We start from the raw sequence: 22,423 nt of genomic DNA on the forward strand, positions 1-22,423 counted from the left end.
GTGGGTCACGCCCGTCTGTCCTGAGCTGCGAGCAGATTTCGCGCCGCAGTGGAGGCCGCCAGCCGGCCTTCGGCGACGTCGCGGGTCAGCTGCGGCAGCAGCTCGCGCACCTGCGGATGCTGGCGGAACGCCTGCTTCAGGCCCGCATCGATGCGCTCCCACATCCACGCCAGCGCCTGCTGTTGCCGGCGCGCCGCCAGCCGTCCGTTGGCGCCCTGCAACACCTGGTACTGCGTGACCGCCGCCCAGAATTCGGCCACGCCCTTGCCGTGCAGCGCGCTGAGCTGGATCACCTGGGGATGCCACCGCTTGTCGGGATCCTGCGCCTGGGCGTGCCCCATCGCATGGTTCACCAGGCCAAACAGGCGCATCGCCGACATGATTTGCGCCTGCGCGCGGCGCGCGGCGTCGGCATCCAGATCGGCCTTGTTGATGACCACCAGGTCGGCCAGTTCCATCACGCCCTTCTTGATGGCCTGCAGATCGTCGCCGGCGTTGGGTAACTGCATCAACACGAACATGTCGGTCATGCTGGCCACCGCCGTCTCGCTTTGTCCGACGCCCACGGTCTCGACGATGACGACGTCGTAGCCCGCGGCCTCGCACACCAGCATGGCCTCGCGCGTTTTCTCGGCCACGCCGCCCAGCGTGCCGCTGGACGGGCTCGGACGGATGTAGGCGCGCTCGTGCACCGAGAGCTTTTCCATGCGGGTCTTGTCGCCCAGGATGGAGCCGCCCGACACCGTGGACGACGGGTCGATGGTGAGCACGGCGACGCGGTGCCCTTGCTCGATCAGGTACAGGCCGAGCACTTCGATGAAGGTGGATTTGCCGACGCCCGGCACGCCGCTGATGCCCAGGCGGAACGCCTTGCCGGTGTGCGGCAGCAGCGCCGTGAGCAGTTCGTCGGCCTGCGCGCGGTGGTCGGCGCGGGTGGATTCCAGCAGCGTGATGGCCTTGGCGATGGCGCGGCGCTGCACGCTGGCACCGCCATGCAGCACTGCATCCGCCAGTGCGCTCTGGCTCACTTCAATGCAGCCTTGATCTGCTCCAGCACGTCCTTGGCACTGGCCGGAATCGGCGTGCCGGGGCCGTAGATGCCCTTGACGCCCGCCTCGTACAGCATTTCGTAATCCTGGCGCGGAATCACGCCGCCGACGAACACGATGATGTCGTCGGCGCCCTGCTTTTTGAGCTCGGCGAGGATGGCCGGCACCAGCGTCTTGTGGCCGGCCGCCAGCGTGGAGACGCCCACCGCATGCACGTCGTTCTCGATCGCCTGGCGCGCGCACTCTTCGGGCGTCTGGAACAGCGGGCCGATGTCCACGTCGAAGCCGAGGTCGGCAAAGGCCGTGGCCACGACCTTGGCGCCGCGGTCATGGCCGTCCTGGCCCAGTTTGGAGATCATCACGCGCGGGCGCCGGCCCTGATCCTGGGCGAATTGATCAATTTCGGCCTTGAGTTTGTCCCAGCCTTCGGCCGAGTCATAAGCGGCTGCATACACACCGGTCACCTTTTGCGTATCGGCGCGGTGGCGCCCGTAAACTTTCTCCATCGCATCACTGACCTCGCCCACCGTGGCGCGCAGGCGCATCGCGCGGATCGTCAGGTCCAGTAGATTGCCGGCGCCCGACTCTGCTGCAGAAGTGATAGCAGACAGTGCAGACTGCACAAGGGCTTCATCGCGATTTTGCTTGACATTCTTCAAACGTGTGATCTGCCCGTCACGCACCGCCACGTTGTCGATGTCGCGGGTCTCAATCGCGTCTTCCGTCTTGAGCCTGTACTTGTTGACGCCGACGATCACGTCCTTGCCCGAATCGATGCGGGCCTGCTTCTCGGCCGCGGCGGCCTCGATCTTGAGCTTGGCCCAGCCGCTGTCCACGGCCTTCGTCATGCCGCCCATGGCATCGACCTCTTCGATGATGCTCCAGGCCGCATCGGCCATGTCCTGCGTGAGCTTTTCCATCATGTAGCTGCCCGCCCACGGGTCCACCACGTTGGTGATGTGCGTCTCTTCCTGGATGATGAGCTGGGTGTTGCGCGCGATACGTGAGCTGAATTCGGTCGGCAGCGCAATGGCCTCGTCGAAACTGTTGGTGTGCAGGCTTTGCGTGCCGCCGAACACGGCCGCCATCGCCTCGATGGTGGTGCGCACCACGTTGTTGTACGGGTCCTGCTCGGTGAGCGACCAGCCGCTGGTCTGGCAGTGCGTGCGCAGCATCAGGCTCTTGGGGCTCTTCGCGTTGAATTCCTTCATGATGCGGCACCACAAGAGCCGCGCGGCACGCATCTTGGCCACTTCCAAATAGAAGTTCATGCCGATGGCCCAGAAGAAGGACAGGCGCCCGGCAAAGCCATCGACGTCCATGCCCTTGGCAATGGCGGTCTTCACATACTCCTTGCCGTCGGCCAGCGTGAAGGCCAGCTCCAGCGCCTGGTTCGCGCCGGCTTCCTGCATGTGATAGCCCGAAATCGAAATCGAGTTGAACTTCGGCATGTGCTGCGCCGTGTACTCGATGATGTCGCCGATGATGCGCATCGACGGTTCGGGCGGGTAGATGTAGGTGTTGCGGACCATGAACTCCTTGAGGATGTCGTTCTGGATGGTGCCGCTGAGCTTGTCCTGGCTCACGCCCTGCTCTTCGGCTGCCACCACATACCCGGCCAGCACCGGCAGCACGGCACCGTTCATGGTCATGGAGACCGATACCTTGTCCAGCGGGATCTGGTCGAACAGGATTTTCATGTCCTCCACGCTGTCGATCGCCACGCCGGCCTTGCCGACGTCGCCGGTCACGCGCGGATGGTCGGAGTCGTAGCCGCGGTGCGTCGCCAGGTCGAACGCGACCGACACGCCTTGAGCGCCTGCCGCCAGCGCCTTGCGGTAGAACGCATTCGATTCTTCGGCCGTGGAGAAGCCCGCGTACTGGCGGATGGTCCAGGGCCGCACCGCGTACATCGTGGCCTGCGGGCCGCGGATATAGGGCTCGAAGCCGGGCAGCGTGTCGGTGTAGGGCAGATCCTTGATGTCCTGCGCGGTGTACAGCGGCTTGACGCTGATGCCGTCCGGCGTGTGCCAGCTCAGGGCATCCACGTCGCCGCCGGGGGCGGATCTGGCGGCGGCCTTGGCCCAATCGTCGAGATTGGCGGATTTGAATTCAGGGGACTTTGGGCTCATGGCATGGCTCGCTCGGTGGTCGTTCTATTGTCGGTTTTTGTACGGCAGCGAGTTTACATCATTTATAATTATTCATTCAGAATATCCATTTGAGCCTACAATTCACCGCATGGTCGCTGCCTCCCTGTCCCCCCGCGCACTCTACGAAGAAGTGGCCGAACTGCTGCGCCAGCGCATTTTCAACCGTGAGCTGGAGCCCGGCAGCTGGATCGACGAACTCAAGCTGGCCGAGCAATACGGCATCAGCCGCACGCCGCTGCGCGAGGCGCTCAAGGTGCTGGCCACGGAGGGCCTGGTGACCATGAAGGTGCGGCGCGGGGCCTACGTGACCGAGGTGTCCGAGCGCGACCTGACCGATGTGTACCACCTGCTCGGCCTGCTGGAATCCGACGCGGCCGGCGTCGTGGCGACCGAGGCCACCGACGCGCAGCTGCGCGAACTGCAGGCCTTGCACCAGGAACTGGAGGCCGCCGCCGTGCCCGGCAGCGAGGACCGCCAGCGGTTCTTTGCCGTCAACGAGCGCTTTCACATGCAACTGCTGGCGGTGGCCAACAACCGCTGGCGCGACCAGATGGTGGCCGACCTGCGCAAGGTCATGAAGCTGAACCGCCACAACTCGCTGCTGAAGTCGGGCCGGATCGAGGAGTCCCTGCGCGAGCACCGCGCCATCATGGCCGCACTGCTCGCGCGCGACAGCGCGGCGGCCGTGCAGCGCATGCACGAGCACTTCAAGAACGGGCTGGAGGCGGCGGCCTGATCGGACTGGCGCCTCTGCGCCCCATGCGGTTCAACCCTCGGGCGGCGGGAAAGTCGGCCGCGTCTGCGGGGGCGACTCAAAGCGCCCCCAGACGAGCTTGCCGGCGACGCCGAGAAACAGCGCCGAGCCAATCACCAGCATGTACTTGCCGAGCTGCTGCTGGTCGTCGAGCAGATAGAGGTTGCACAGGCGTTCGGGCGAGATCAGGTAAAGCCAGCCGAGGCGGAAGAACGTGGCAATGAATTCGAGCAGGAACATGCCGCGTACGATGAAGTTCATGCGCGGCCAGCTGAGCGCGAACGGCAGCCCGACGAGCAACGGCAGCGAGAGATATTTGGCCGCGGCGACCAGTGGCTCGGTCACCGAGGCGTCGAGCGCGCGCGGCAGCATCCAGAACGCACTGGCAACGCTGGCGAGCACCAGCCCGCTGATGCCGAGGTGATTCCAGCGCGCGATTCGCGCCAGCAGCGGCGCCGGCAGCGCCTGCGCCAACAGGCCGCCGACGCCGATCAACAATGGCAGTTGCAGCAGCATCTGCGCGGTCATGCTCGACTCGAGCGCGTGCCTGAGCGGTGGCGCCAGCAGCACCACCAGCGCCAGCGCGGCGAGGCGGCCGGGGTGACGCAGGTGCATGGTCATTGGCCGAGACGCTGCAGCACCGCGCGCTCGACCGACCCCGGGTCGCCGAGGTCGAAGATCCCGACCAGCCGGCCACGCGGATCGACGAGATGGACTGCCGCGTTGTGGGTGTAGCCGCCTTGGCCGTCGGCGATGACGGTGACGCCGAACACACGCTTGATCTGCGCCAGGCCGTCAGGGTCGATCGGCCTGGCGGCGAGCCAGCCATGGCCGCGGTCGCGTGAGTGCGCCAGGTAGGCCGCAAGTTGCGAGGGGGTGTCGTGATCCGGGTCGAAACTGATGCTCAGCAACTGCACCTTGCCCTGAGCGATTGGCCCGGCAAGACGGTCCTGCAATTGCGCGAATTCGCCCCCGAGCGCGATGCAATAGCTCGGGCAGCGCGTGTAGATGAAATCGATCACAAGCCACTTGCCACGAAAATCGCTCAACTGGATGTGCGCGCCCGACTGCGTTTGCAAGGCCGCCGCAGGAATCCGGGCCGGATGCCGCTGCACTGCAAGCCGCCGCGCGGCTTCGGTGGTAAAGGACTGGAACCCGTCGGTGGCCGCGCTGAACACTGCGCCGCCGACCAGCAGGAACACCAGGCTAGCCAGTAACGCGCGCAGGGTCGGCATGGCCAGGCGACCTGAGCAGCCCGACAAGGATTTGAACAGCGAACACCAGCATCGCTGTAATCAGCAAGGCTGCACCGATGGCCCCGGCCTGGTCGTACGGCAGCCACTGCGGCAAATGGACCGCGAAACGCCGCGGCGTACTTTCATGGCCGGCCGCGAGAAATGCGAAGACGAACACCAGGCCCCCCAAAACATAGAGCGGAAAACCAAGCTTGTCGCTTGCGCGAGCGGGCGTACGCTGGCCAATCACGTGAAACATCAACGCAAGCACCATCGGCAGCACACCGAGCAGCAGATAGAAATGAAAGTGACCCGGCACCCACTGGGTGTTGTGCATCACCCTGTTGACAGAAATGGTGCCATCGATGATGGCGGGGATGATGCCCGCCGCCCACCCGAACATGGACAACATCAGCAGACTGGACGGCATGCGCCAACGCATGCCGGAGCGGTAAACATTGGTCAACGCACCATAGACCGTCACGGTAAACACCGGCAGGCCGGCGCAGTAGGAAATGATCTGGCCCATCACCAGCATCCAGAATGGCATGGCGTAATCCATCATCAGGTGGTGTGGATAGACGATCAGCACCATCACCAGGCTCGACGCCCATGACCACAGGAACGGCCGCGAGATCGGGTACGGCCTGCCGCTGTAGCGCGGCAACATCTCGTAGACGGCGATCACGCCCATGTAGATGCTGGCGTTGATGAACATGTGGCCGAACAGATAGGTCAGGTTCTTCACCAGCAGTGCGTTGAGTCCGACCGACGGAAAATAGATGTTGATCAGGCACATCACCAGCACGACCGCGCCGGCCAGCACACCGATCGAATTGGTGATGGCCACCATGGTGCTCGCAACCACGGCCTTCGGATGCGACTTGTCGATCTCGCCGCCAAACAGCCACTGCAGTCCCAGCGCGCGGCCGAGGTTGCCGTAAACCCGGATGATGGCCCACATCGCATCCAGGTAGAACAGCAGGAAGCCGACGCCGATGAGCAGGTAGCCGAACATGAACAGCGCGGCAGCGTGCGGACTCCACACGTTCATCGAATGCACCGGCAGCGGATAAAGAAAGGTCCACGCTCCGGCGTAGCCACCCATGAATACCGCCGCCAGGAGAGCGACCGCGCCGAGCATAAAGAGCACGTAGTTGGCAGCGAAGATCGCGAGTGTCAACTTGACATACTTGCGCAGAAAAAACCACATCACCACGCTGGACGCCAACCCGATCGTGCCCACCATGCCGGCACCGTGCGCCGTCATTACCCGATAGAAAACGTCGAGCGGAACGCCGAGCCAGGTACTCTGGGCCAGGCGCATCGTCAAGCCGAAGAGCATCATCAGCACAAAGACGAGCAGCACCGAGACCACATACAAATTGAAGACGATGCGCTCGTTGCGCGTCAGGGCCTCGTCGGCCGGGTACAGTTGCATGGTGCTCATGATTGCGCTCCTTTATCGGCCGCGACGACTTCGAACTCGGTGACCATTCCGTGGTGCGCCAAACCGCAATATTCCAGACACATGACCCGGTACTTGCCGGGCTCGGTGAAGGTGTAGAGCAGCCGGTTGCTGAAGCCGGGCATCGCTTGGGTCTGCGTGACGATCCGGCCGCTCGGGCCGTAGATCGCGAAGCCATGGTTGACATCGGCGCTGGTGACGTTGAATTCCACCGGCGTGCCCGCCCGGACCTGGCTCTGGCTCAATTCCCAGTTCCACTGGCGCCCGATCACGTTGACGATCTGTGCGGCTGGCGCCTGCACGCGCTGGTCAGCAATCGGAAACGGGCTCAGGGTCGCATACGCGACGCCGACACCGAGCAGAACCAACGCGAGGAACCACCATCGTCGGATCGCATGGGCCCTCTTTTGCACCTGCGCCGGATCGGCCGGCTTGCCCGCCTGGGCGATCACGTAAATGAACGCCAGCGCGACCACTGAGATCCCCGTCAACGTCAACAACCAGACTTCGTCCTGTATGACCATGGCAGTTCCTTCGTAAAGGTGCATTTTTGATGGCTGAAATGTCGCGGCAAAAAACAGAACTGTCAAGTTGAATTTTTCTGGTGAATTTTTCCGGCTGGCCGAAGAAGCCGATGCTCAGGCGTGGGCTGCCATTGCCCTTGCCGAAAAGAGCGTGAAGTTTGAATTCCATCTGCCCAGCAACTAAATTGAACGGGTAGCGCTTGACGGCGTGCAACGCAGCCGAAAGGAATGCCATGAAGCCGTTTTCACTGGAATCGAGCATGCTGACGATGCGCGGGGTGTTCTACCCCACCGGTTACCTGTTCGTGATGCTGCCCAAACTCGAGGATGCTGAAACGCTCGACCGCAATCTGCGTGCAAGCGGCTACAGCGACCGCGAACTCATGCTGCTCACGCCCGAGGTCATCCTCGGGCAGATCCGCAAGACCGTGCGCGACGACACCAACCCGCTGCCTTCGGTAGGTTCCGAGAGCAACACGGTGCGCGAATACGAAAAATTCGCGCGGCAGGGGCATTGCGCGGTCATGATCCATGTGCCGTCCGAAAAGGACACCCCGCGGATCATGGAAACGGTGCGCAGCGTGCCGTTTTCCTATGCGCAGAAATACCGCCCGCTGATCATCGAAGACATGGCCTGAGCCGGCACGGGCACCGCGCGGCCGTCAGGACACGGGCGGCAGGGTTGGCGTGACCTCCCATTGCTGCATCACCTTGCCGTGCTTGTCCACGCTCTCCAGCCGCACGCGAAACCCCCACAGCCGACCCACGTGCTTGAGGACTTCCTGCGCCTCCTCGTTGAGCGGGCGGTCATTGTGGCGCGTATGGCGCAGGGTCAGGGAGCGGTCACCGCGCAAATCGACGTTCCAGACCTGGATGTTGGGCTCGCGGTAGCTCAGGTCGTTCTGACGCGCCAGCGCTTCGCGCACATGACGGTAGCCGCGCTCGTCGTGGATGGCGGCAACTTCGAGCTCGTTTTGCGACGCGTCATCGACGATGGAGAACAGCCGCATCTCGCGCATCAGATGGGGCGACAGATACTGCCCGATGAAGCTCTCGTCCCTGAAGTGGCGCATCGCGTAGTCGAGCGTCTGCAGCCAGGGGGATCCCGCAATGTCGGGAAACCAGGTCCGGTCCTCCTCGGTCGGGTTCTCGCAGATGCGGCGCAGGTCGCTGAACATGGCAAAGCCCAGCGCATAGGGATTGATGCCGCTGTATGCCGGGTGTGTGACCGGGGGCTGGTAGATCACATTGGTGTGGGAACGCAGCACCTCGATCATGAAGCCGTCGGTCAACTGGCCCTCGTCGTACATGGCGTTGAGCAGCGTGTAGTGCCAGAACGTGGCCCAGCCCTCGTTCATGATCTGGGTCTGGCGCTGCGGGTAGAAATACTGCGCAATCTTGCGCACGATGCGAATCACCTCGCGCTGCCAGGGCTCGAGCAAGGGCGCGTTTTTCTCGATGAAGTACAGGATGTTTTCCTGCGGCTCGGCCGGAAAACGCCGGCTCTTTTTCTCGACCTGCTTTTCGGCCGCCTTCGGCAGGGTGCGCCACAGGTCGTTCACCTGCTGCTGCAGGTAGGCTTCGCGGTCCTTGCGCAGTGCTTCCTCTTCGGCCAGCGAGCGCTTTTGCGAGCGCCGGTAGCGGTCCACGCCGTGGCTCATCAGGGCGTGACAGGAATCCAGCAGTTCCTCCACCGCGTCCAGCCCGTAGCGCTCCTCGCACTCGGCGATGTAGGCCCGTCCGTACACCAGGTAGTCGATGATCGAGGTGGCGTCGGTCCACATGCGAAACAGGTCGTTGCCCTTGAAGAAGGAATTGTGGCCATAGCAGGCATGCGCCATCACCAGCGCCTGCATCGGCATTGTGTTCTCCTCCATCAGGTAGGCAATGCAGGGATTGGAGTTGATGACAATCTCATAGGCCAGCCCCATCTGGCCGCGGCGATAGCTTTTTTCCGTCGCGATGAACTGCTTGCCATATGACCAGTGCCGATAGTTCACCGGCATGCCGACCGAAGCGTAGGCGTCTATCATCTGCTCGGCGCTGATGACCTCCAGCTGCAATGGGTAGGTGTCCAGCCCGAAGCGCCGGGCCATGCGCGCAATCTCGGCGTGGTACGTCTCGATCAGCTCGAACGACCAGTCGGACGGGCACGGCAGCGGCGTGCGCCGGCCCACGACTCGCGGCGCGGTGGGCGGCCCGGCCGGCTCGTCTGAGGGTACCTGGAAGGTGGGCACGGTCATGGCGTGGTCGTTTTCTTGAACAGCTCGCGGAACACCGGGTAGATCTCGGACGGCCCGGAGATTTTCTGCATGGCGAAGTTGGGATGCGCCTCCTGCACCAGGCTGTATTCCTGCCACAGGTTCTGGTCCTCATCGGCCACCTGCACGTAGGCGAAATAACGGGTCAGCGGCAGCAGCTTGTCGGACAGCAGTTCCCGGCATTTGGCCGAGTCCTGGTGCCAGTTGTCGCCGTCCGAGGCCTGCGCGCCGTAGATATTCCACTGGTTCGACGGGTAACGCGCCTGAATGATCTCGTGCATCAGCGTCAGGGCGCTGGACACCACGGTGCCGCCGCTTTCGGTGGACTGGAAGAACTCCTCCTCGGAGACTTCCGAGGCCTGCGTGTGATGGCGGATGAAGATCACATCGGTGCGCTCGTAATGCCGCGTCAAAAACAGGTACAGCAGGATGAAGAAGCGCTTGGCAATGTCCTTGCGCGCCTCGTCCATCGAACCGGACACGTCCATCAGGCAGAACATCGCGGCCTTGGCGGTGGGCAGTGGCACCCGGACCCGGTTGCGGTAACGCAGGTCGAACGGGTCGAGAAACGGAATCTGGCCGAGCCGGCGCCGCAGTGCCTCGATTTGCGCTTTCAGGGCGAGGATTTCGGTATGCGGCGTTTGCGCGTGGCGCAAGGCCGTCGCCAGCCGCGCCTCCAGCTCGCGCAGGCGCCGGCGTACATCGCCTCCCATGGCAATGCGGCGGCCCAGCGCCATGCGCATCGAGCGCACCACATGCAGATTGGTCGGCGTTCCCTCCGAGATGAAACCCGCGCGCCGCGACTGCCACTCCGGCGCATCGGGCAGCAACTGCGTGCGCACCAGGTGCGGCAGCGCGAGGTCGTCGAAAAAGTACTGCATGAACTCTTCGCGCGTGATGCGGAACACGAAATCGTCCTCGCCCATGCCGTCCGGACTCGCCCCGCTGCCGGCCCCACCCGCGCCACCGCCGGCCGGGCGCTCGATGCGGTCGCCGCGCACATATTCCTGGTTACCGGGGTGCACGCTCTCGCGCGTGCCGCCCGGGCCATGCCCGAACACCGGCTCGGACACGTCATGCCTTGGCAGCGTGATGTCTTCGCCCTGCTCCATGTCCCGGATGCTGCGCCCGCTCACGGCGCGGCGCACAGCCTCGCGGATCTGCCCGCGGTAGCGGTGCAGAAAGCGCTCGCGATTGCCGATCGACTTGTTCTTGCCTGACAGACGCCGATCGATGATTTGGTAGAGCATGGTGGCCTCAGGTCGGCCTCACGAGCTCTTGCGCACCCGCAGGTACCAGTCGCACAGCAGGCGCACCTGCCGCGGGGTGTAGCCCTTGGCCACCATGCGGTTGACGAAGTCCTCGTGCTTTTGCTGCTCGTCGGCGCTCGCCTTGGCGTTGAACGAAATCACCGGCAACAGATCCTCGGTGTTCGAGAACATCTTCTTCTCGATCACACTGCGCAGCTTCTCGTAACTGGTCCAGACCGGATTCTTGCCGGCGTTGCTGGCGCGCGCGCGCAGCACGAAATTGACGATCTCGTTGCGGAAGTCCTTCGGGTTGCTGATGCCGGCCGGCTTTTCGATCTTCTCGAGCTCTGCGTTGAGCGCCGCCCGGTCGAACAGCTCGCCGGTGTCGGTATCGCGGAACTCCTGATCCTGGATCCAGAAGTCTGCATACGTCACATAGCGGTCGAAGATGTTCTGGCCGTATTCCGAATAGGACTCCAGGTACGCCGTTTGTATTTCCTTGCCGATGAATTCGGCATAGCGCACGGCCAGCTGTTCCTTAATGAAGCCCAGGTATTTCTGCTCGGTTTCCGGCGGAAACTGCTCGCGCTCGATCTGCTGCTCCAGCACGTACATCAGGTGCACCGGGTTGGCCGCGATTTCGGTCGAATCGAAGTTGAACACCTTGGAGACGATCTTGAACGCGAAGCGGGTCGAGATGCCGCTCATGCCTTCGTCCACGCCCGCGTAATCGCGGTACTCCTGGTAGCTCTTGGCTTTCGGGTCGGTGTCCTTCAGATTCTCGCCGTCGTAGACCATGAGCTTGCTGAAGATGCTGGAGTTCTCGGGCTCTTTGAGCCGGGTCAGCACGGCGAACTGCGCCATCATCTTCAGCGTGCCGGGCGCGCAGACGGCGTGTGACAGCGATGAGTTGCGAATCAGTTTTTCGTAGATCTTGACCTCATCCGAGGCACGCAGGCAATACGGCACCTTGACGATATAGATCCGGTCCAGAAAAGCCTCGTTGTTCTTGTTGTTCTTGAAGGCCTTCCACTCGCTCTCGTTGGAGTGCGCCATCACGATGCCGTCGAACGGAATCGCGCCGAAGCCCTCGGTGCCCTTGAAGTTGCCCTCCTGCGTCGCAGTCAGCAGCGGGTGCAGCACCTTGATCGGCGCCTTGAACATTTCGACGAACTCCAGCAAGCCCTGGTTCGCCAGGCACAGCCCGCCGGAATAACTGTAGGCGTCCGGGTCGTCCTGGGCAAAGGTTTCCAGCTTGCGGATGTCGATCTTGCCGACCAGCGAGGAGATGTCCTGGTTGTTCTCGTCGCCCGGTTCGGTCTTGGCAATGGCGCACTGCTTGAGGATCGACGGAAAGCGCTTGACCACGCGGAACTTGCGAATGTCACCGCCGTATTCTTCCAGGCGCTTGACGGCCCAGGGCGACATGACGCGCTGCAGGTAGCGCGGTGCGATGCCGTACTGGGATTCCAGCACCGGCGCGTCTTCGGTATTGCTGAACAGGCCCAGCGGAGATTCGTTGACGGGGGAACCCTTGAGCGCGTAGAACGGCACCTGCTCCATCAGCTGTTTGAGCCGCTCGGCGATCGAGGACTTGCCGCCGCCGACGGGGCCGAGCAGGTACAGGATCTGCTTCTTCTCTTCCAGCCCCTGGGCGCCATGGCGGAAGTACGACACGACCTGCTCGATCGGGTCTTCCAGCCCGTAGAAGTCCCGAAAGGCCGGGTAAATCTTGACAACCTTGTTGCCGAAGATGCGCGACATCCGCTGGTCATGGCGCGTATCGAACATCTCGGGCTCGCCAATGGCCGCCAGAATGCGCTCGGCCGAGGTGGCATAGACAAGGGGATCTTTCTTGCACAGCTCCAGATAGTCTTCGAGCGACAGTTCCTCCTCGCGAGACTGCTCGTAACGTGCCAGAAAGTTGCGGACGACATCCATAAGAGACCTCCTTCATAAGCGGCGGTCGAACGGCACCCTCACTGCAGTGGTGACGGCCCACTCTGCCCTACCGCACACCCCCTCAATGTATACCCCCGTGCGACTGATGAATAGACCATGAAACGTGAAAAAAGTTCGGGAAACGCCCTCTTTCCGGCATCGTCTTTGGGGGTGATGGGCCGGAGATCAAGCTGTGGCGCACTCGGACGGGCTGTTTTGCACCGTCTCATGCGCCAGCGCCATCACGTCGCGCGCAGGCAACGCCTTGAGCCGGTGATCACTCCAAACCTGTCGCCAGTGCCTGGACCCCGGCAGGCCGTGGCGCAGGCCCAGCATGTGGCGCGCGATGGCGCTCCACGGCGTGCCGTGCAACTTCGCCTCACGCGCCATGTAGTCGGTCATCTGCTCCTCAACCGCCTCGCGCGTGAGCGCTGCGCGCGCCGGACGATGGAAGAACTGCTCGTCCCATTGCGCCAGCCACCAGGGGTTGTGATAGGCCTCGCGCCCGATCATCACGCCATCGAGAGTCTGCAGTTGCTGCGCCACCTGCTCGCTGCCGGTGATGCCGCCATTGATGCAGATCGTGAGCCTTGGGAACTCGCGCTTCAGGCGATGCACCAGCTCGTAACGCAGCGGCGGCAATTCACGGTTCTCCTTGGGTGACAGGCCTTTTAGCCAGGCGTTGCGGGCGTGGACGATGAAGGTGCGGCAACCTGCCTCGCTGACCGCCCCCACAAAGTCACGGACAAAGTCGTAGCTCTCGGTCCGGTCGACGCCAATGCGGTGTTTCACCGTGACCGGCACGGACACCACGTCCATCATCGCCCGGACACAATCTGCCACCAGTTGCGGCTCGGCCATGAGGCAGGCGCCGAAAGCGCCGCGCTGCACGCGCTCCGACGGGCAGCCGCAATTGAGATTGATTTCATCGTAGCCCCATTGCTCACCGAGCCGGGCGCTGTACGCCAGGTCCGCAGGTTCACTGCCACCCAGTTGCAGCGCCACGGGGTGCTCGCGCGCGTCATGCTGCAGGTGCCGCGCCACGTCGCCATGCACGAGTGCCCCGGTGGTGACCATCTCGGTGTACAACAGGGCCTGGCTGGAGAGAAGGCGGTGGAAATAGCGGCAATGCCTGTCCGTCCACGCCATCATGGGGGCCACGGACAGCGTTGAAGGTGGCAAGGCAACAGACATCGGCAAAGTCGGCATGGCCTCAATTATCCCAGCGGTCGGGTGCCAGCGCCGGGGCGGGTAATATCCGGCGACGCGGCTGCGCCCTCACCCGGTGCACGGCCCGGTAACCGACAAACGCAAAGTGATGGCCAAAGGGACCTGGACGATGACACGACAGACAGCACCAAATACGAGCTCCGCTGGCCCCGCCGAAGGCCTGTGCGCGCTCCGGCGGCGCTCGTGGTGGATGGCGGCAGCAGCGCTGCTGCTGGCGGCTTGCACCTCCGTTCCCTTGCCACAGTGGCCCGACACGACCCAGCCCGCGACTGCCGTCCCCGCGGTGCCCGCCACGGCGCCACGGGCCCCCTCCCCGGCCACGCCAGTGCCGGTGCAGGTCACGCCCATCGGGGCAGCACCGAATGGACCCGCCGCGGTGCCCTATGGCGCCGCCGTGGCGGCGCGCTTTCCCGACCCCGCCATTGTTTACAGCACGCCGGGACTGGCGCCCGGACGCACCAGCTTCACCTCGAACGCCGAAGTCCAGACCTGGCTGCGCGATCTCGCGCGGCAGTCGGCCCAGACCGCCGGCCCGAAGGCGGCCGTGTTGTCACTGGGCCCGTCGCAGCGCGGCGAGCCGCTCGAGGCGCTGATCGTGACCCGGGCTTCGAGCACGGATGCCGCGACGGTGCTGGCAGCCGCACGCCCCACCGTGCTGCTCATCGGCCAGCAGCATGGCAACGAGCCCGCCGGCAGTGAGGCGTTGCTTGTCATCGCACGCGAACTGGTGCAGGGCCTGCTGCAGCCCTTGCTGGATCAAATCAACGTGATCATCGTGCCGCGCGCCAACCCCGACGGTGCCGCCGCGAACCAGCGCGTGACGGCGAACGGGATCGACATGAACCGCGACCACCTGCTGCTGAAGACGCCGGAGGCACGTGCACTGGCCAAACTCGCGCGCGACTACCGCCCGATGGTGATCGTCGATGCGCACGAATACACCGTGGCTGGCCGCTATCTGCAAAAGTTCGATGCCGTCCAGCGCTTCGACGCCCTGCTGCAGTACGCCACCACGGCCAATCTGCCGGATTTCGTGACCAAGGCCTCCGAGGAGTGGTTTCGCCAGCCGGTCGTGGCAGCACTTAAGGAGCAGTCCTTGAGCAGCGAGTGGTACTACACCACCTCCACGGACCCCGACGACAAGCGCATCTCCATGGGCGGCACCCTGCCGGACACGGAGCGCAACGTCGGAGGGCTGGAAAACGCCGTCAGCCTGCTGATCGAAACCCGCGGTGTCGGCATCGGACGGCTGCACATTCAGCGCCGGGTCCACACCGACGTGACCGCCATCACCAGCGTACTCAACAGCACGGCGCGTCGTGCCAACGACCTGGTGCAACTGCGCTCGTATGTGGAGCGCGAGGTCAGCGCCAAGGCCTGCAATGAAGAGGCGGTGATCGAGGCAGCACCCACTCCTACCCGGCGCGACCTGATCATGCTCGACCCCCAAACCGGGTTGGACCACACGATCACGGTCGACTGGAACTCCGCCCTGCAATTGCGCGCCCTGAAAAGCCGCATGCGCCCCTGCGGCTACCTGTTGTCGGCCGCCTCTACCGTAGCCGTAGACCGCCTGCGCCTGCTGGGCGTCCCGGTCATGCAGGTCACCGAGCCCGGAACCGTCCTGGGCGAGAGCTACCGGGAAACGGCACGGTCCACGGGCGCACGGCAGGACGCGCGCGGCGCCATCGCCGACAGTCAACCGGTCACCCGAGTCGCCGTTGACCTGGTGCGCGGGGTGGTCGATGCACCGCGCGGCAGCTACTACGTTCCGGTAAACCAGCCGCTGGGCAGCCTGGTGCTCGCAGCGCTGGAGCCCGACACCCAAAGCAGCTACTTCGCCAACCACCTGCTGGACAGCCTGCAAAGCACCGTGCGCGTGATGACGGCACCATCGCTCACGCTGCAAGATGCACCTTAAGGAACCTGGATGATCGACCTGCATTATTGGCCCACCCCGAATGGCTGGAAAATTTCCATCATGCTGGAGGAATGCGCGCTGCCCTACCGGCTGGTCCCGGTGAACATCGGCAAGGGCGAGCAGTTCACGCCGGAATTTCTGGCTCTCAGCCCGAACAACCGCATGCCCGCCATCGTGGATCACGCCCCTGCGGGCGGCGGCGCGCCGGTGTCGGTGTTCGAGAGCGGCGCCATCCTGATCTATCTGGCCGAAAAGACGGGCCTCTATCTGCCCGCCGACCTGCGCGGCCGCTATCAGGTTCTGCAGTGGGTCATGTGGCAAATGGGGGGCCTGGGCCCGATGGCCGGGCAAAACGGCCACTTCCGGCTGTACGCGCCCGAGAAAATCCCCTACGCCATCGAGCGCTACGGCAACGAGGTGAATCGCCTGTACGGCGTGCTCGACACGCAACTCGCGCGCACAGGCGCCTTTGTGGCGGGTGCGGCCTACTCGATTGCCGACATGGCCATCTTCCCGTGGGTGCGCACACACAAGGCACAGCAAGTCGCGCTGGAAGATTTCCCGAATATCCAGCGCTGGTACGACGCGCTGTTCCAGCGCCCCGCCGTCAAGCGCGGCCTCGATCTGGGCAAGGACTTGCGCGCGCCGGGCCTGACCGAGGAAGCACGCAAGGCGCTGTTCGGGCAGACCGCGCAAAGCGTGCGCGGTGGTGCGCACAAGCTCATCTGAACCTCGTTCGACCTCATCGTGGAGCCCGTTCATGATTGAATTTTTCTTCGACTGTTCCAGCCCCTGGACCTATCTCGCGTTCCACAACATCCAGCCGCTCGCCCGCGAGCTGGACGTGCCCATCCGCTGGCGGCCGATCCTCGTGGGTGGCGTGTTCAACAGCGTCAACCCGAGCGTGTACGCGCAGCGCGACAACCCGGTGCCCGCCAAGCGCGACTACATGCTCAAAGACCTGCAGGACTGGGCGCGCGCGGCCGGCTTGACGATCGTGATGCCGCCCAGCGTCTTTCCGGTCAACAGCGTCAAGGCCATGCGCGGCTGCCTGTGGCTGGCGCCGCAGGACAAGCTGGTGCCGTTTGCCACGGCCGTGTTTGAAGCCTACTGGCAGCGCGACGAAGACATCTCGCAGGACGCCGTGCTGGCACAGGCCTGCCAGCAGGCAGGGGTCGCGCCTGACGACTTTTTTGCCGGTATTGCGCAGCCCGCGGTAAAGGAACAGCTCAAGGCCAATACGGAGGAGTTGATCCGGCGCGGCGGCTTCGGCTCACCCACTATTTTTGTCGGCGACGACATGTACTTCGGCAACGACCGGCTGGTGCTGCTGCGCGCCGCCGTGCTGCGGGCAAAGAAGTAGCACGCAGCCTGGCTCGCGCCGGCGCCCGGCTACCGGCTCGTCACCGCCATGTGCTCGACTTTGCGGTCGAGCATGACTTCAGGCATCTCGGCTTCGACCCAGGTTTCGTTGTTCAGCCCCGCGTGCAGCCGCCCGGTATCGAGTTCGCCCGTCCACCGGGCCACCACGATGGTGGCCACGCCATTGCCCACCAGATTCGTCAGCGCGCGCGCCTCCGACATGAAGCGGTCGATGCCCAGGATCAGCGCCAGGCCGGCCACCGGCACGTGGCCCACGGCCGACAGCGTGGCCGCCAGCACGATGAAGCCGCTGCCGGTGACGCCGGCCGCGCCCTTGGAGGTGAGCAGCAACACCATCAGCAGGGTAATCTCCTGCATCAGCGTCATGGGGGTGTTGGTGGCCTGCGCAATGAAGACGGCGGCCATGGTCAGGTAGATTGATGTGCCGTCCAGATTGAACGAATAACCGGTCGGAATCACCAGGCCGACCGTTGTCTTGTTGGCGCCGAGGTTCTCCATTTTTTCCATCATGCGCGGCAGCACCGACTCGGACGACGAAGTCCCCAGCACGATCAGCAGTTCTTCCTTGATGTACTTGACGAACTTCCAGATGCTGAAGCCGTTCAGGCGCGCAACGATGCCAAGCACCACGAAGACGAAAATCAGACAGGTCAGGTAGAACGTGCCCATCAGTTTGCCCAGGGAGAACAGCGAGCCGATGCCGTATTTGCCGATCGTGAAAGCCATCGCGCCAAAGGCGCCAATGGGGGCCACCTTCATGATGATGCCAACGACGGAGAACAGCACGTGCGAGGTTTTTTCGATGACATCGAACACCAGCGTGCCACGCCCGCCAAACTTGTGCAGCGCAAAGCCGAACATCATCGCAAACAGCAGCACCTGCAAAATTTCACCCTTGGCAAATGCATCGACCACAGTGTTCGGGATCACGTTGAGCAAAAAATCGACCGTGCCCTGCATCTTGCCGGGCTCGGTGTACGCGGCGATGCTTTTCGTGTCGAGCGTGGAGGCGTCCACATTCATGCCCGAGCCCGGCCGCAGCAGATTGACGATGACCAGGCCCACGATCAGCGCGACGGTGCTCATGACCTCGAAGTAGAGCAAGGCCAGGCCGCCGGTCTTGCCCACTTTCTTCATATCCTCCATACCCGCAATCCCCACCACCACAGTACAGAAAATAATGGGGGCGATGATCATCTTGATCAGCTTGATGAAACCATCTCCGAGTGGCTTCATCTGCGCCGCGAACTGCGGGTAGAAGTGGCCCAGGACGACACCGATGACCACGGCCACCAGCACCTGCACGTAAAGGGATTTATAAAGCGGACGTTTTGCCGCAACCAGTGTTTCACTCATTTGGCAGACCTCTTTTGGTTTGAACGATTCCGCGATGACAAAAAAACCCGCCGAAGCGGGTTTTCAAAAAATGGGGAATATGCAATAAGGCTCACCCCATGTGCAAGCCACCGTTGACCGAGAAATCCGCGCCGGTGGAGTAACCACCTTCCTCGGACGCCAGCCACGCGATGATGGATGCGATTTCTTCCGGCCCCCCCAGGCGCCTGACGGGAATGGTCGCAACAATCTTGTCGAGCACGTCCTGGCGGATGGCCTTGACCATGTCGGTGCCGATGTAGCCCGGGCTCACGGTGTTGACCGTCACCCCCTTGGCCGCCACTTCCTGCGCCAGCGCCATGGTGAAGCCGTGCAGGCCCGCCTTGGCCGTGGAGTAGTTGACCTGGCCAAACTGGCCTTTCTGGCCGTTGACCGAACTGATGTTGATGACGCGCCCCCAGTTGGCTTCGATCATGCCGTCGATGACCTGCTTGGTCACGTTGAACATGCTGTTCAGGTTGGTCGAGATCACGGCATCCCAATCGGCCTTGCTCATCTTGCGAAATTGCCCGTCGCGCGTGATGCCGGCGTTGTTCACCAGCACCGCCACCGGGTCATGTTCCGCCTTGACTTTTTCAAATGCGGCCACCGTGGAATCCCAATCCCCCACGTTGCCGACCGAGGCGTGGAACGTAAAGCCCAGTGCCTTTTGCTCACCCAGCCACTTGGCGTGATCACGGGTCGGGCCGCAGCCCGCGATGACCGTGAAGCCTTCCTTGTGCAAACGCTGGCAAATGGCGGTTCCGATGCCGCCCATACCACCGGTGACGTACGCTACTTTCTTGCTCATGATTTGCTCCTTTTTCACCCTGTTCGCTATAAATTTAATAGCATGTTACGACCATTGCACGGGGACTATGGGTTGAAAGTGTTGAATACTCCAACCCATGGTCATTGTCAGCTACAAAATCAGCGCTCGATAGTTAGGGCAACCCCCATGCCGCCACCGATGCACAGCGATACAATGCCTTTTTTGGCGTCGCGCTTTTGCATCTCGTACAGCAGCGTCACCAGAATGCGGCAACCGGACGCGCCAATCGGGTGGCCAATGGCAATGGCGCCGCCATTGACGTTGACCTTGGACGTGTCCCAGCCCATTTCCTTGTTCACGGCGCAGGCCTGCGCGGCAAAGGCTTCGTTGATTTCCAGCAAGTCGAGGTCGGCGGCCTTCCAGCCGGCGCGCGCCAGGGCCTTGGTGGACGCAGGCACCGGGCCCATGCCCATGTAAGCCGGGTCGAGCCCGCTGGTGCCGAAGCTGGCGATGCGGCCCAGGGGCTTGAGGCCCAGCGCGGCCGCCTTCTTGGCCGTCATGACCATCACGGCGGCGGCGCCGTCATTGATGCCCGAGGCATTGCCCGCGGTCACGCCGCCGGCCTTGTCGAACGCGGGGCGCAGGCCCGCCAGTCCCTCGGCGGTCGATTTGCGGTTGATGAATTCGTCGGCCGCAAAAACGAGGGGGTCGCCCTTTTTCTGCGCGATGCTGAGCGGCACGATTTCATCCTTGAACTTGCCGGCATCCTGCGCGGCCGCCGCCTTTTGCTGGCTGGCCAGCGCCAGTGCGTCCTGCGCCTCGCGGCTGATGCCGTATTTCTTGGCCACGTTCTCGGCCGTGATGCCCATGTGGTACTGGTTGTACACGTCCCACAGGCCGTCGACGATCATGGAATCGGTCAACTTCCAGTCGCCCATGCGCTGGCCTTCGCGCGAACCCATCAGCACGTGCGGTGCGGCGCTCATGTTCTCCTGGCCGCCGGCAATCACAATCTCGCTGTCGCCCCAGGCCACCGCCTGCGCCGCCAGCATCACGGCCTTCAGGCCGGAGCCGCACACCGCGTTGATGGTCAGGCCGGGCGTGCCCTGGTTCAGTCCGCTTTTGATGAGCGCCTGGCGCGCCGGGTTCTGGCCCGCTCCCGCCGCCAGCACCTGGCCCATGATGACTTCGCCAATCTGGTCGGCGGCCAGGCCACTGCGCTTGAGGATGTCCTTGATGACGACCGCACCGAGTTCGGCGGCCGGGGTTTTGGCGAGGGTTCCGCCAAACTTGCCAACCGCAGTGCGTGTGGCTGCAACGATAACGATATCTTCCATTTTGACCTCCAGTGATTAAGCTTTTGCCTTGACGTAGCGGCCGGGCGCCGCTTCGATGACTTTGTACTTGCCCTTGCCATAGGCCTTGGGGGCGGCAATCTGTTTGCCCGCGTGACCCGCGAGCCAGTCGGACCAGTCGGCCCACCAGCTGCCCGGATACTCCTTGGCGCTGGCGATCCACGCCTGCGCCGTGGGCGGAAATTTGTTGTGGTTGGCAATCCAGTGGCTGCGCTTGTTTTTGGCGGGCGGGTTGATGACACCCGCGATATGGCCGGACGCGCCCATCACAAAACGCTTCTTGCCCGGCAGCCACTGCGTGGACGCATACGCGCCGCCGATCGGCACGATGTGATCTTCCCGCGAGCCGTAGATATACACCGGCAGGTCCAGCTTGCGCAGGTCCACGGCCTCGCCGCACACGATGGCCTTGCCCGGCTTGATCAGGTTGTTTTCCAGGTAGGTGTTGCGCAGGTACCAGGCGTAGAAGGGGCCCGGCAGGTTGGTCGAGTCGCCGTTCCAGTAGAGCAGGTCGAACGCCGGCGGGGTCTCGCCCTTGAGGTAGTTGCCCACCACATAGTTCCAGACCAGCTCGTTCGGGCGCAGCGCGCTGAAGGTCGAGGCCAGGTCCTGGCCCTTGAGCAGGCCGCCCTTGCCCATCTCCATTTCGCGGTACTTGACCATGCCCTCGTCGATAAAGATGTCGAGGATGCCTGTATCGCTGAAATCCAGCAGCGTGGTGAGCAGGGTAAGGCTGGCCACGGGCTTCTCGCCGCGCGCCGCCAGCACCGCCAGCGCGGTCGTCAGAATCGTGCCGCCGACGCAAAAGCCCAGGGCATTAATGCTCTTGGCTCCCGTGATCTCTTGCGTGACTGCTATCGCCTTGATAGCGGCGTCTTCGATGTAGTCGTCCCAGGTCTTGTTCCCGAGCGACGCATCCGGATTGCGCCAGCTCACCACGAACGTGCGATGGCCCTGCGCCACCGCGTAGCGGATCAGCGAGTTGTCAGGCTGCAGGTCGAGAATGTAGAACTTGTTGATGCAGGGCGGCACCAGCAGGAACGGGCGCTCGTACACCTTGGCCGTGAGCGGCTTGTACTCGATCAGCTGGAACAGCTCGTTCTCGAACACCACGGCGCCTTCGGTGGTGGCGACGTTCTTGCCGACCTCGAACACGCTCTCGTCCGTCATCGATACATGGCCCTGGCGCATGTCGTGCAGCAGGTTGGCGAGCCCGGCGGCGATGCTCTCGCCCTGGGTCTCGATGGCCTTTTGCTGCGCGTCGGCATTGAACGCCAGGAAGTTGCTCGGGGCCGAGGCGGCCATCCACTGCTCGACCGCAAAGCGGATGCGCGCCTTGGCCTTTTCGTCGCCCTCGACGGATTCCGCCATGGCCATCAGCGTGCGGGCGTTCAGGAGATACGTGGAGGCGGAGAAGGCCGAGACGGGGTTGTGGCTCCAGGCCTCCGCCTTGAAGCGCTTGTCGTCGCTCGTCGGGACGGCGTGCACGCTCTCGTTCCACAGCTGCATGGCGTCCGTGACGTACTGCTGCTGCAGCTCCATTAACCGGTCGGGAGACAGGGTCACGGGGGGAGCGGAAGCCATCGTGCCGGCGGCACCCACATCCACGCCCTGAAAAGACTGCATCGTCTTGTTCCAGTTATCGCTGAAGGCTTGCTGAAATTGCTCGGCCGCCTGGGCCCAGAACTCCGGAGATTCCTGATTCATGCCGTCTCCTCGTGATACTGTTGTTTATAAGCTTTAATTTAACACT

General features: G+C 63.4%; 19 protein-coding genes. 5 read left to right on the top strand and 14 right to left on the bottom strand.

Translation table 11 applies throughout. The features are described 5' to 3' along the window. Window positions 1–5 precede the first annotated feature (5 nt). Entirely contained in the window at window positions 6–1,028 is a 1,023-nt protein-coding gene (gene meaB, locus B0E49_RS13925; RefSeq protein WP_077562801.1) for a methylmalonyl Co-A mutase-associated GTPase MeaB, read from the bottom strand. Next, the gene (gene scpA, locus B0E49_RS13930; protein ID WP_077562802.1) at window positions 1,025–3,181 is read right to left on the bottom strand and encodes a methylmalonyl-CoA mutase; all 2,157 of its coding nucleotides are present in this window, start codon (window positions 3,179–3,181) and stop codon (window positions 1,025–1,027) included. Before scpA ends, meaB begins: the two co-directional genes overlap by 4 nt. A 109-nt stretch (window positions 3,182–3,290) precedes the next feature. On the opposite strand from scpA, the gene B0E49_RS13935 reads away from it, so the two are divergent. Then, complete coding sequence (locus B0E49_RS13935) at window positions 3,291–3,938, top strand: GntR family transcriptional regulator (RefSeq protein WP_077562803.1); 648 nt, start codon at window positions 3,291–3,293, stop codon at window positions 3,936–3,938. Between the two features lie 30 nt (window positions 3,939–3,968). Here B0E49_RS13935 and B0E49_RS13940 read toward each other — a convergent pair whose 3' ends face one another. Genes B0E49_RS13940 through B0E49_RS13955 form a run of 4 tightly spaced genes read right to left on the bottom strand, consistent with a single transcriptional unit; the run spans window position 3,969 to window position 7,183 of the window. Beyond that, window positions 3,969–4,571: a hypothetical protein gene (locus tag B0E49_RS13940; RefSeq protein ID WP_174571101.1), complete on the bottom strand. Its 603-nt coding sequence runs from the start codon at window positions 4,569–4,571 to the stop codon at window positions 3,969–3,971. A 2-nt stretch (window positions 4,572–4,573) separates the two neighbouring features. Continuing rightward, on the bottom strand, window positions 4,574–5,191 hold the full coding sequence (locus tag B0E49_RS13945; protein WP_077562805.1) for an SCO family protein: 618 nt from the start codon (window positions 5,189–5,191) through the stop codon (window positions 4,574–4,576). Continuing rightward, window positions 5,163–6,641 (bottom strand): cbb3-type cytochrome c oxidase subunit I, encoded by a 1,479-nt coding sequence (locus tag B0E49_RS13950; RefSeq protein ID WP_077562806.1) that lies wholly within the window; start codon window positions 6,639–6,641, stop codon window positions 5,163–5,165. The genes B0E49_RS13945 and B0E49_RS13950 overlap by 29 nt, the downstream gene beginning before the upstream one ends. Further along, entirely contained in the window at window positions 6,638–7,183 is a 546-nt protein-coding gene (locus tag B0E49_RS13955; protein WP_077562807.1) for a cupredoxin domain-containing protein, read from the bottom strand. Before B0E49_RS13955 ends, B0E49_RS13950 begins: the two co-directional genes overlap by 4 nt. Window positions 7,184–7,416: 233 nt before the next feature. Between B0E49_RS13955 and B0E49_RS13960 the strand changes: the two genes are divergently transcribed. Next, window positions 7,417–7,821 carry a hypothetical protein gene (locus tag B0E49_RS13960; protein ID WP_077562808.1) on the top strand — a complete coding sequence of 135 codons (405 nt, stop codon included), beginning with the start codon at window positions 7,417–7,419 and terminating at the stop codon, window positions 7,819–7,821. A 24-nt stretch (window positions 7,822–7,845) separates the two neighbouring features. Here the strand turns inward: B0E49_RS13960 and B0E49_RS13965 are convergent, their stop codons facing one another. The 4 genes from B0E49_RS13965 to dusA form a co-directional block, all read right to left on the bottom strand. Continuing rightward, window positions 7,846–9,426, bottom strand: a complete 1,581-nt coding sequence (locus B0E49_RS13965; RefSeq protein WP_077562809.1) for a SpoVR family protein — start codon at window positions 9,424–9,426, stop codon at window positions 7,846–7,848. Further along, on the bottom strand, window positions 9,423–10,694 hold the full coding sequence (locus B0E49_RS13970) for a YeaH/YhbH family protein (protein WP_077562810.1): 1,272 nt from the start codon (window positions 10,692–10,694) through the stop codon (window positions 9,423–9,425). Before B0E49_RS13970 ends, B0E49_RS13965 begins: the two co-directional genes overlap by 4 nt. Before the next feature lie 18 nt (window positions 10,695–10,712). After that, window positions 10,713–12,635, bottom strand: coding sequence for a PrkA family serine protein kinase (locus B0E49_RS13975; RefSeq protein ID WP_077562811.1), 1,923 nt, complete (start codon window positions 12,633–12,635; stop codon window positions 10,713–10,715). A gap of 186 nt (window positions 12,636–12,821) precedes the next feature. Further along, complete coding sequence (dusA, locus tag B0E49_RS13980; protein ID WP_174571102.1) at window positions 12,822–13,844, bottom strand: tRNA dihydrouridine(20/20a) synthase DusA; 1,023 nt, start codon at window positions 13,842–13,844, stop codon at window positions 12,822–12,824. A 130-nt stretch (window positions 13,845–13,974) separates the two neighbouring features. On the opposite strand from dusA, the gene B0E49_RS13985 reads away from it, so the two are divergent. Genes B0E49_RS13985 through B0E49_RS13995 form a run of 3 tightly spaced genes read left to right on the top strand, consistent with a single transcriptional unit; the run spans window position 13,975 to window position 17,149 of the window. Next, a complete protein-coding gene (locus B0E49_RS13985) occupies window positions 13,975–15,786 on the top strand; it encodes a M14 family metallopeptidase (protein WP_077562837.1) in 1,812 nt (603 codons plus the stop codon). Window positions 15,787–15,795: 9 nt separating this feature from the next. Continuing rightward, window positions 15,796–16,515 (top strand): glutathione binding-like protein, encoded by a 720-nt coding sequence (locus tag B0E49_RS13990; RefSeq protein WP_077562813.1) that lies wholly within the window; start codon window positions 15,796–15,798, stop codon window positions 16,513–16,515. Between the two features lie 31 nt (window positions 16,516–16,546). Continuing rightward, window positions 16,547–17,149, top strand: a complete 603-nt coding sequence (locus B0E49_RS13995) for a 2-hydroxychromene-2-carboxylate isomerase (protein ID WP_077562814.1) — start codon at window positions 16,547–16,549, stop codon at window positions 17,147–17,149. Window positions 17,150–17,178: 29 nt separating this feature from the next. Here the strand turns inward: B0E49_RS13995 and B0E49_RS14000 are convergent, their stop codons facing one another. From B0E49_RS14000 to phaC, 4 genes are all read right to left on the bottom strand, one after another. Then, window positions 17,179–18,525 (bottom strand): dicarboxylate/amino acid:cation symporter, encoded by a 1,347-nt coding sequence (locus B0E49_RS14000; RefSeq protein WP_077562815.1) that lies wholly within the window; start codon window positions 18,523–18,525, stop codon window positions 17,179–17,181. A gap of 91 nt (window positions 18,526–18,616) precedes the next feature. Beyond that, window positions 18,617–19,354 (bottom strand): acetoacetyl-CoA reductase, encoded by a 738-nt coding sequence (phbB, locus tag B0E49_RS14005; RefSeq protein WP_077562816.1) that lies wholly within the window; start codon window positions 19,352–19,354, stop codon window positions 18,617–18,619. 119 nt (window positions 19,355–19,473) lie between these two features. After that, window positions 19,474–20,652 carry an acetyl-CoA C-acetyltransferase gene (locus B0E49_RS14010; RefSeq protein WP_077562817.1) on the bottom strand — a complete coding sequence of 393 codons (1,179 nt, stop codon included), beginning with the start codon at window positions 20,650–20,652 and terminating at the stop codon, window positions 19,474–19,476. A gap of 15 nt (window positions 20,653–20,667) precedes the next feature. After that, window positions 20,668–22,377 (bottom strand): class I poly(R)-hydroxyalkanoic acid synthase, encoded by a 1,710-nt coding sequence (gene phaC, locus B0E49_RS14015; RefSeq protein ID WP_077562818.1) that lies wholly within the window; start codon window positions 22,375–22,377, stop codon window positions 20,668–20,670. Window positions 22,378–22,423 lie beyond the last annotated feature (46 nt).

The organism is Polaromonas sp. C04, from assembly GCF_002002705.1.
Classification (GTDB): Bacteria; Pseudomonadota; Gammaproteobacteria; order Burkholderiales; family Burkholderiaceae_C; genus Rhodoferax_A.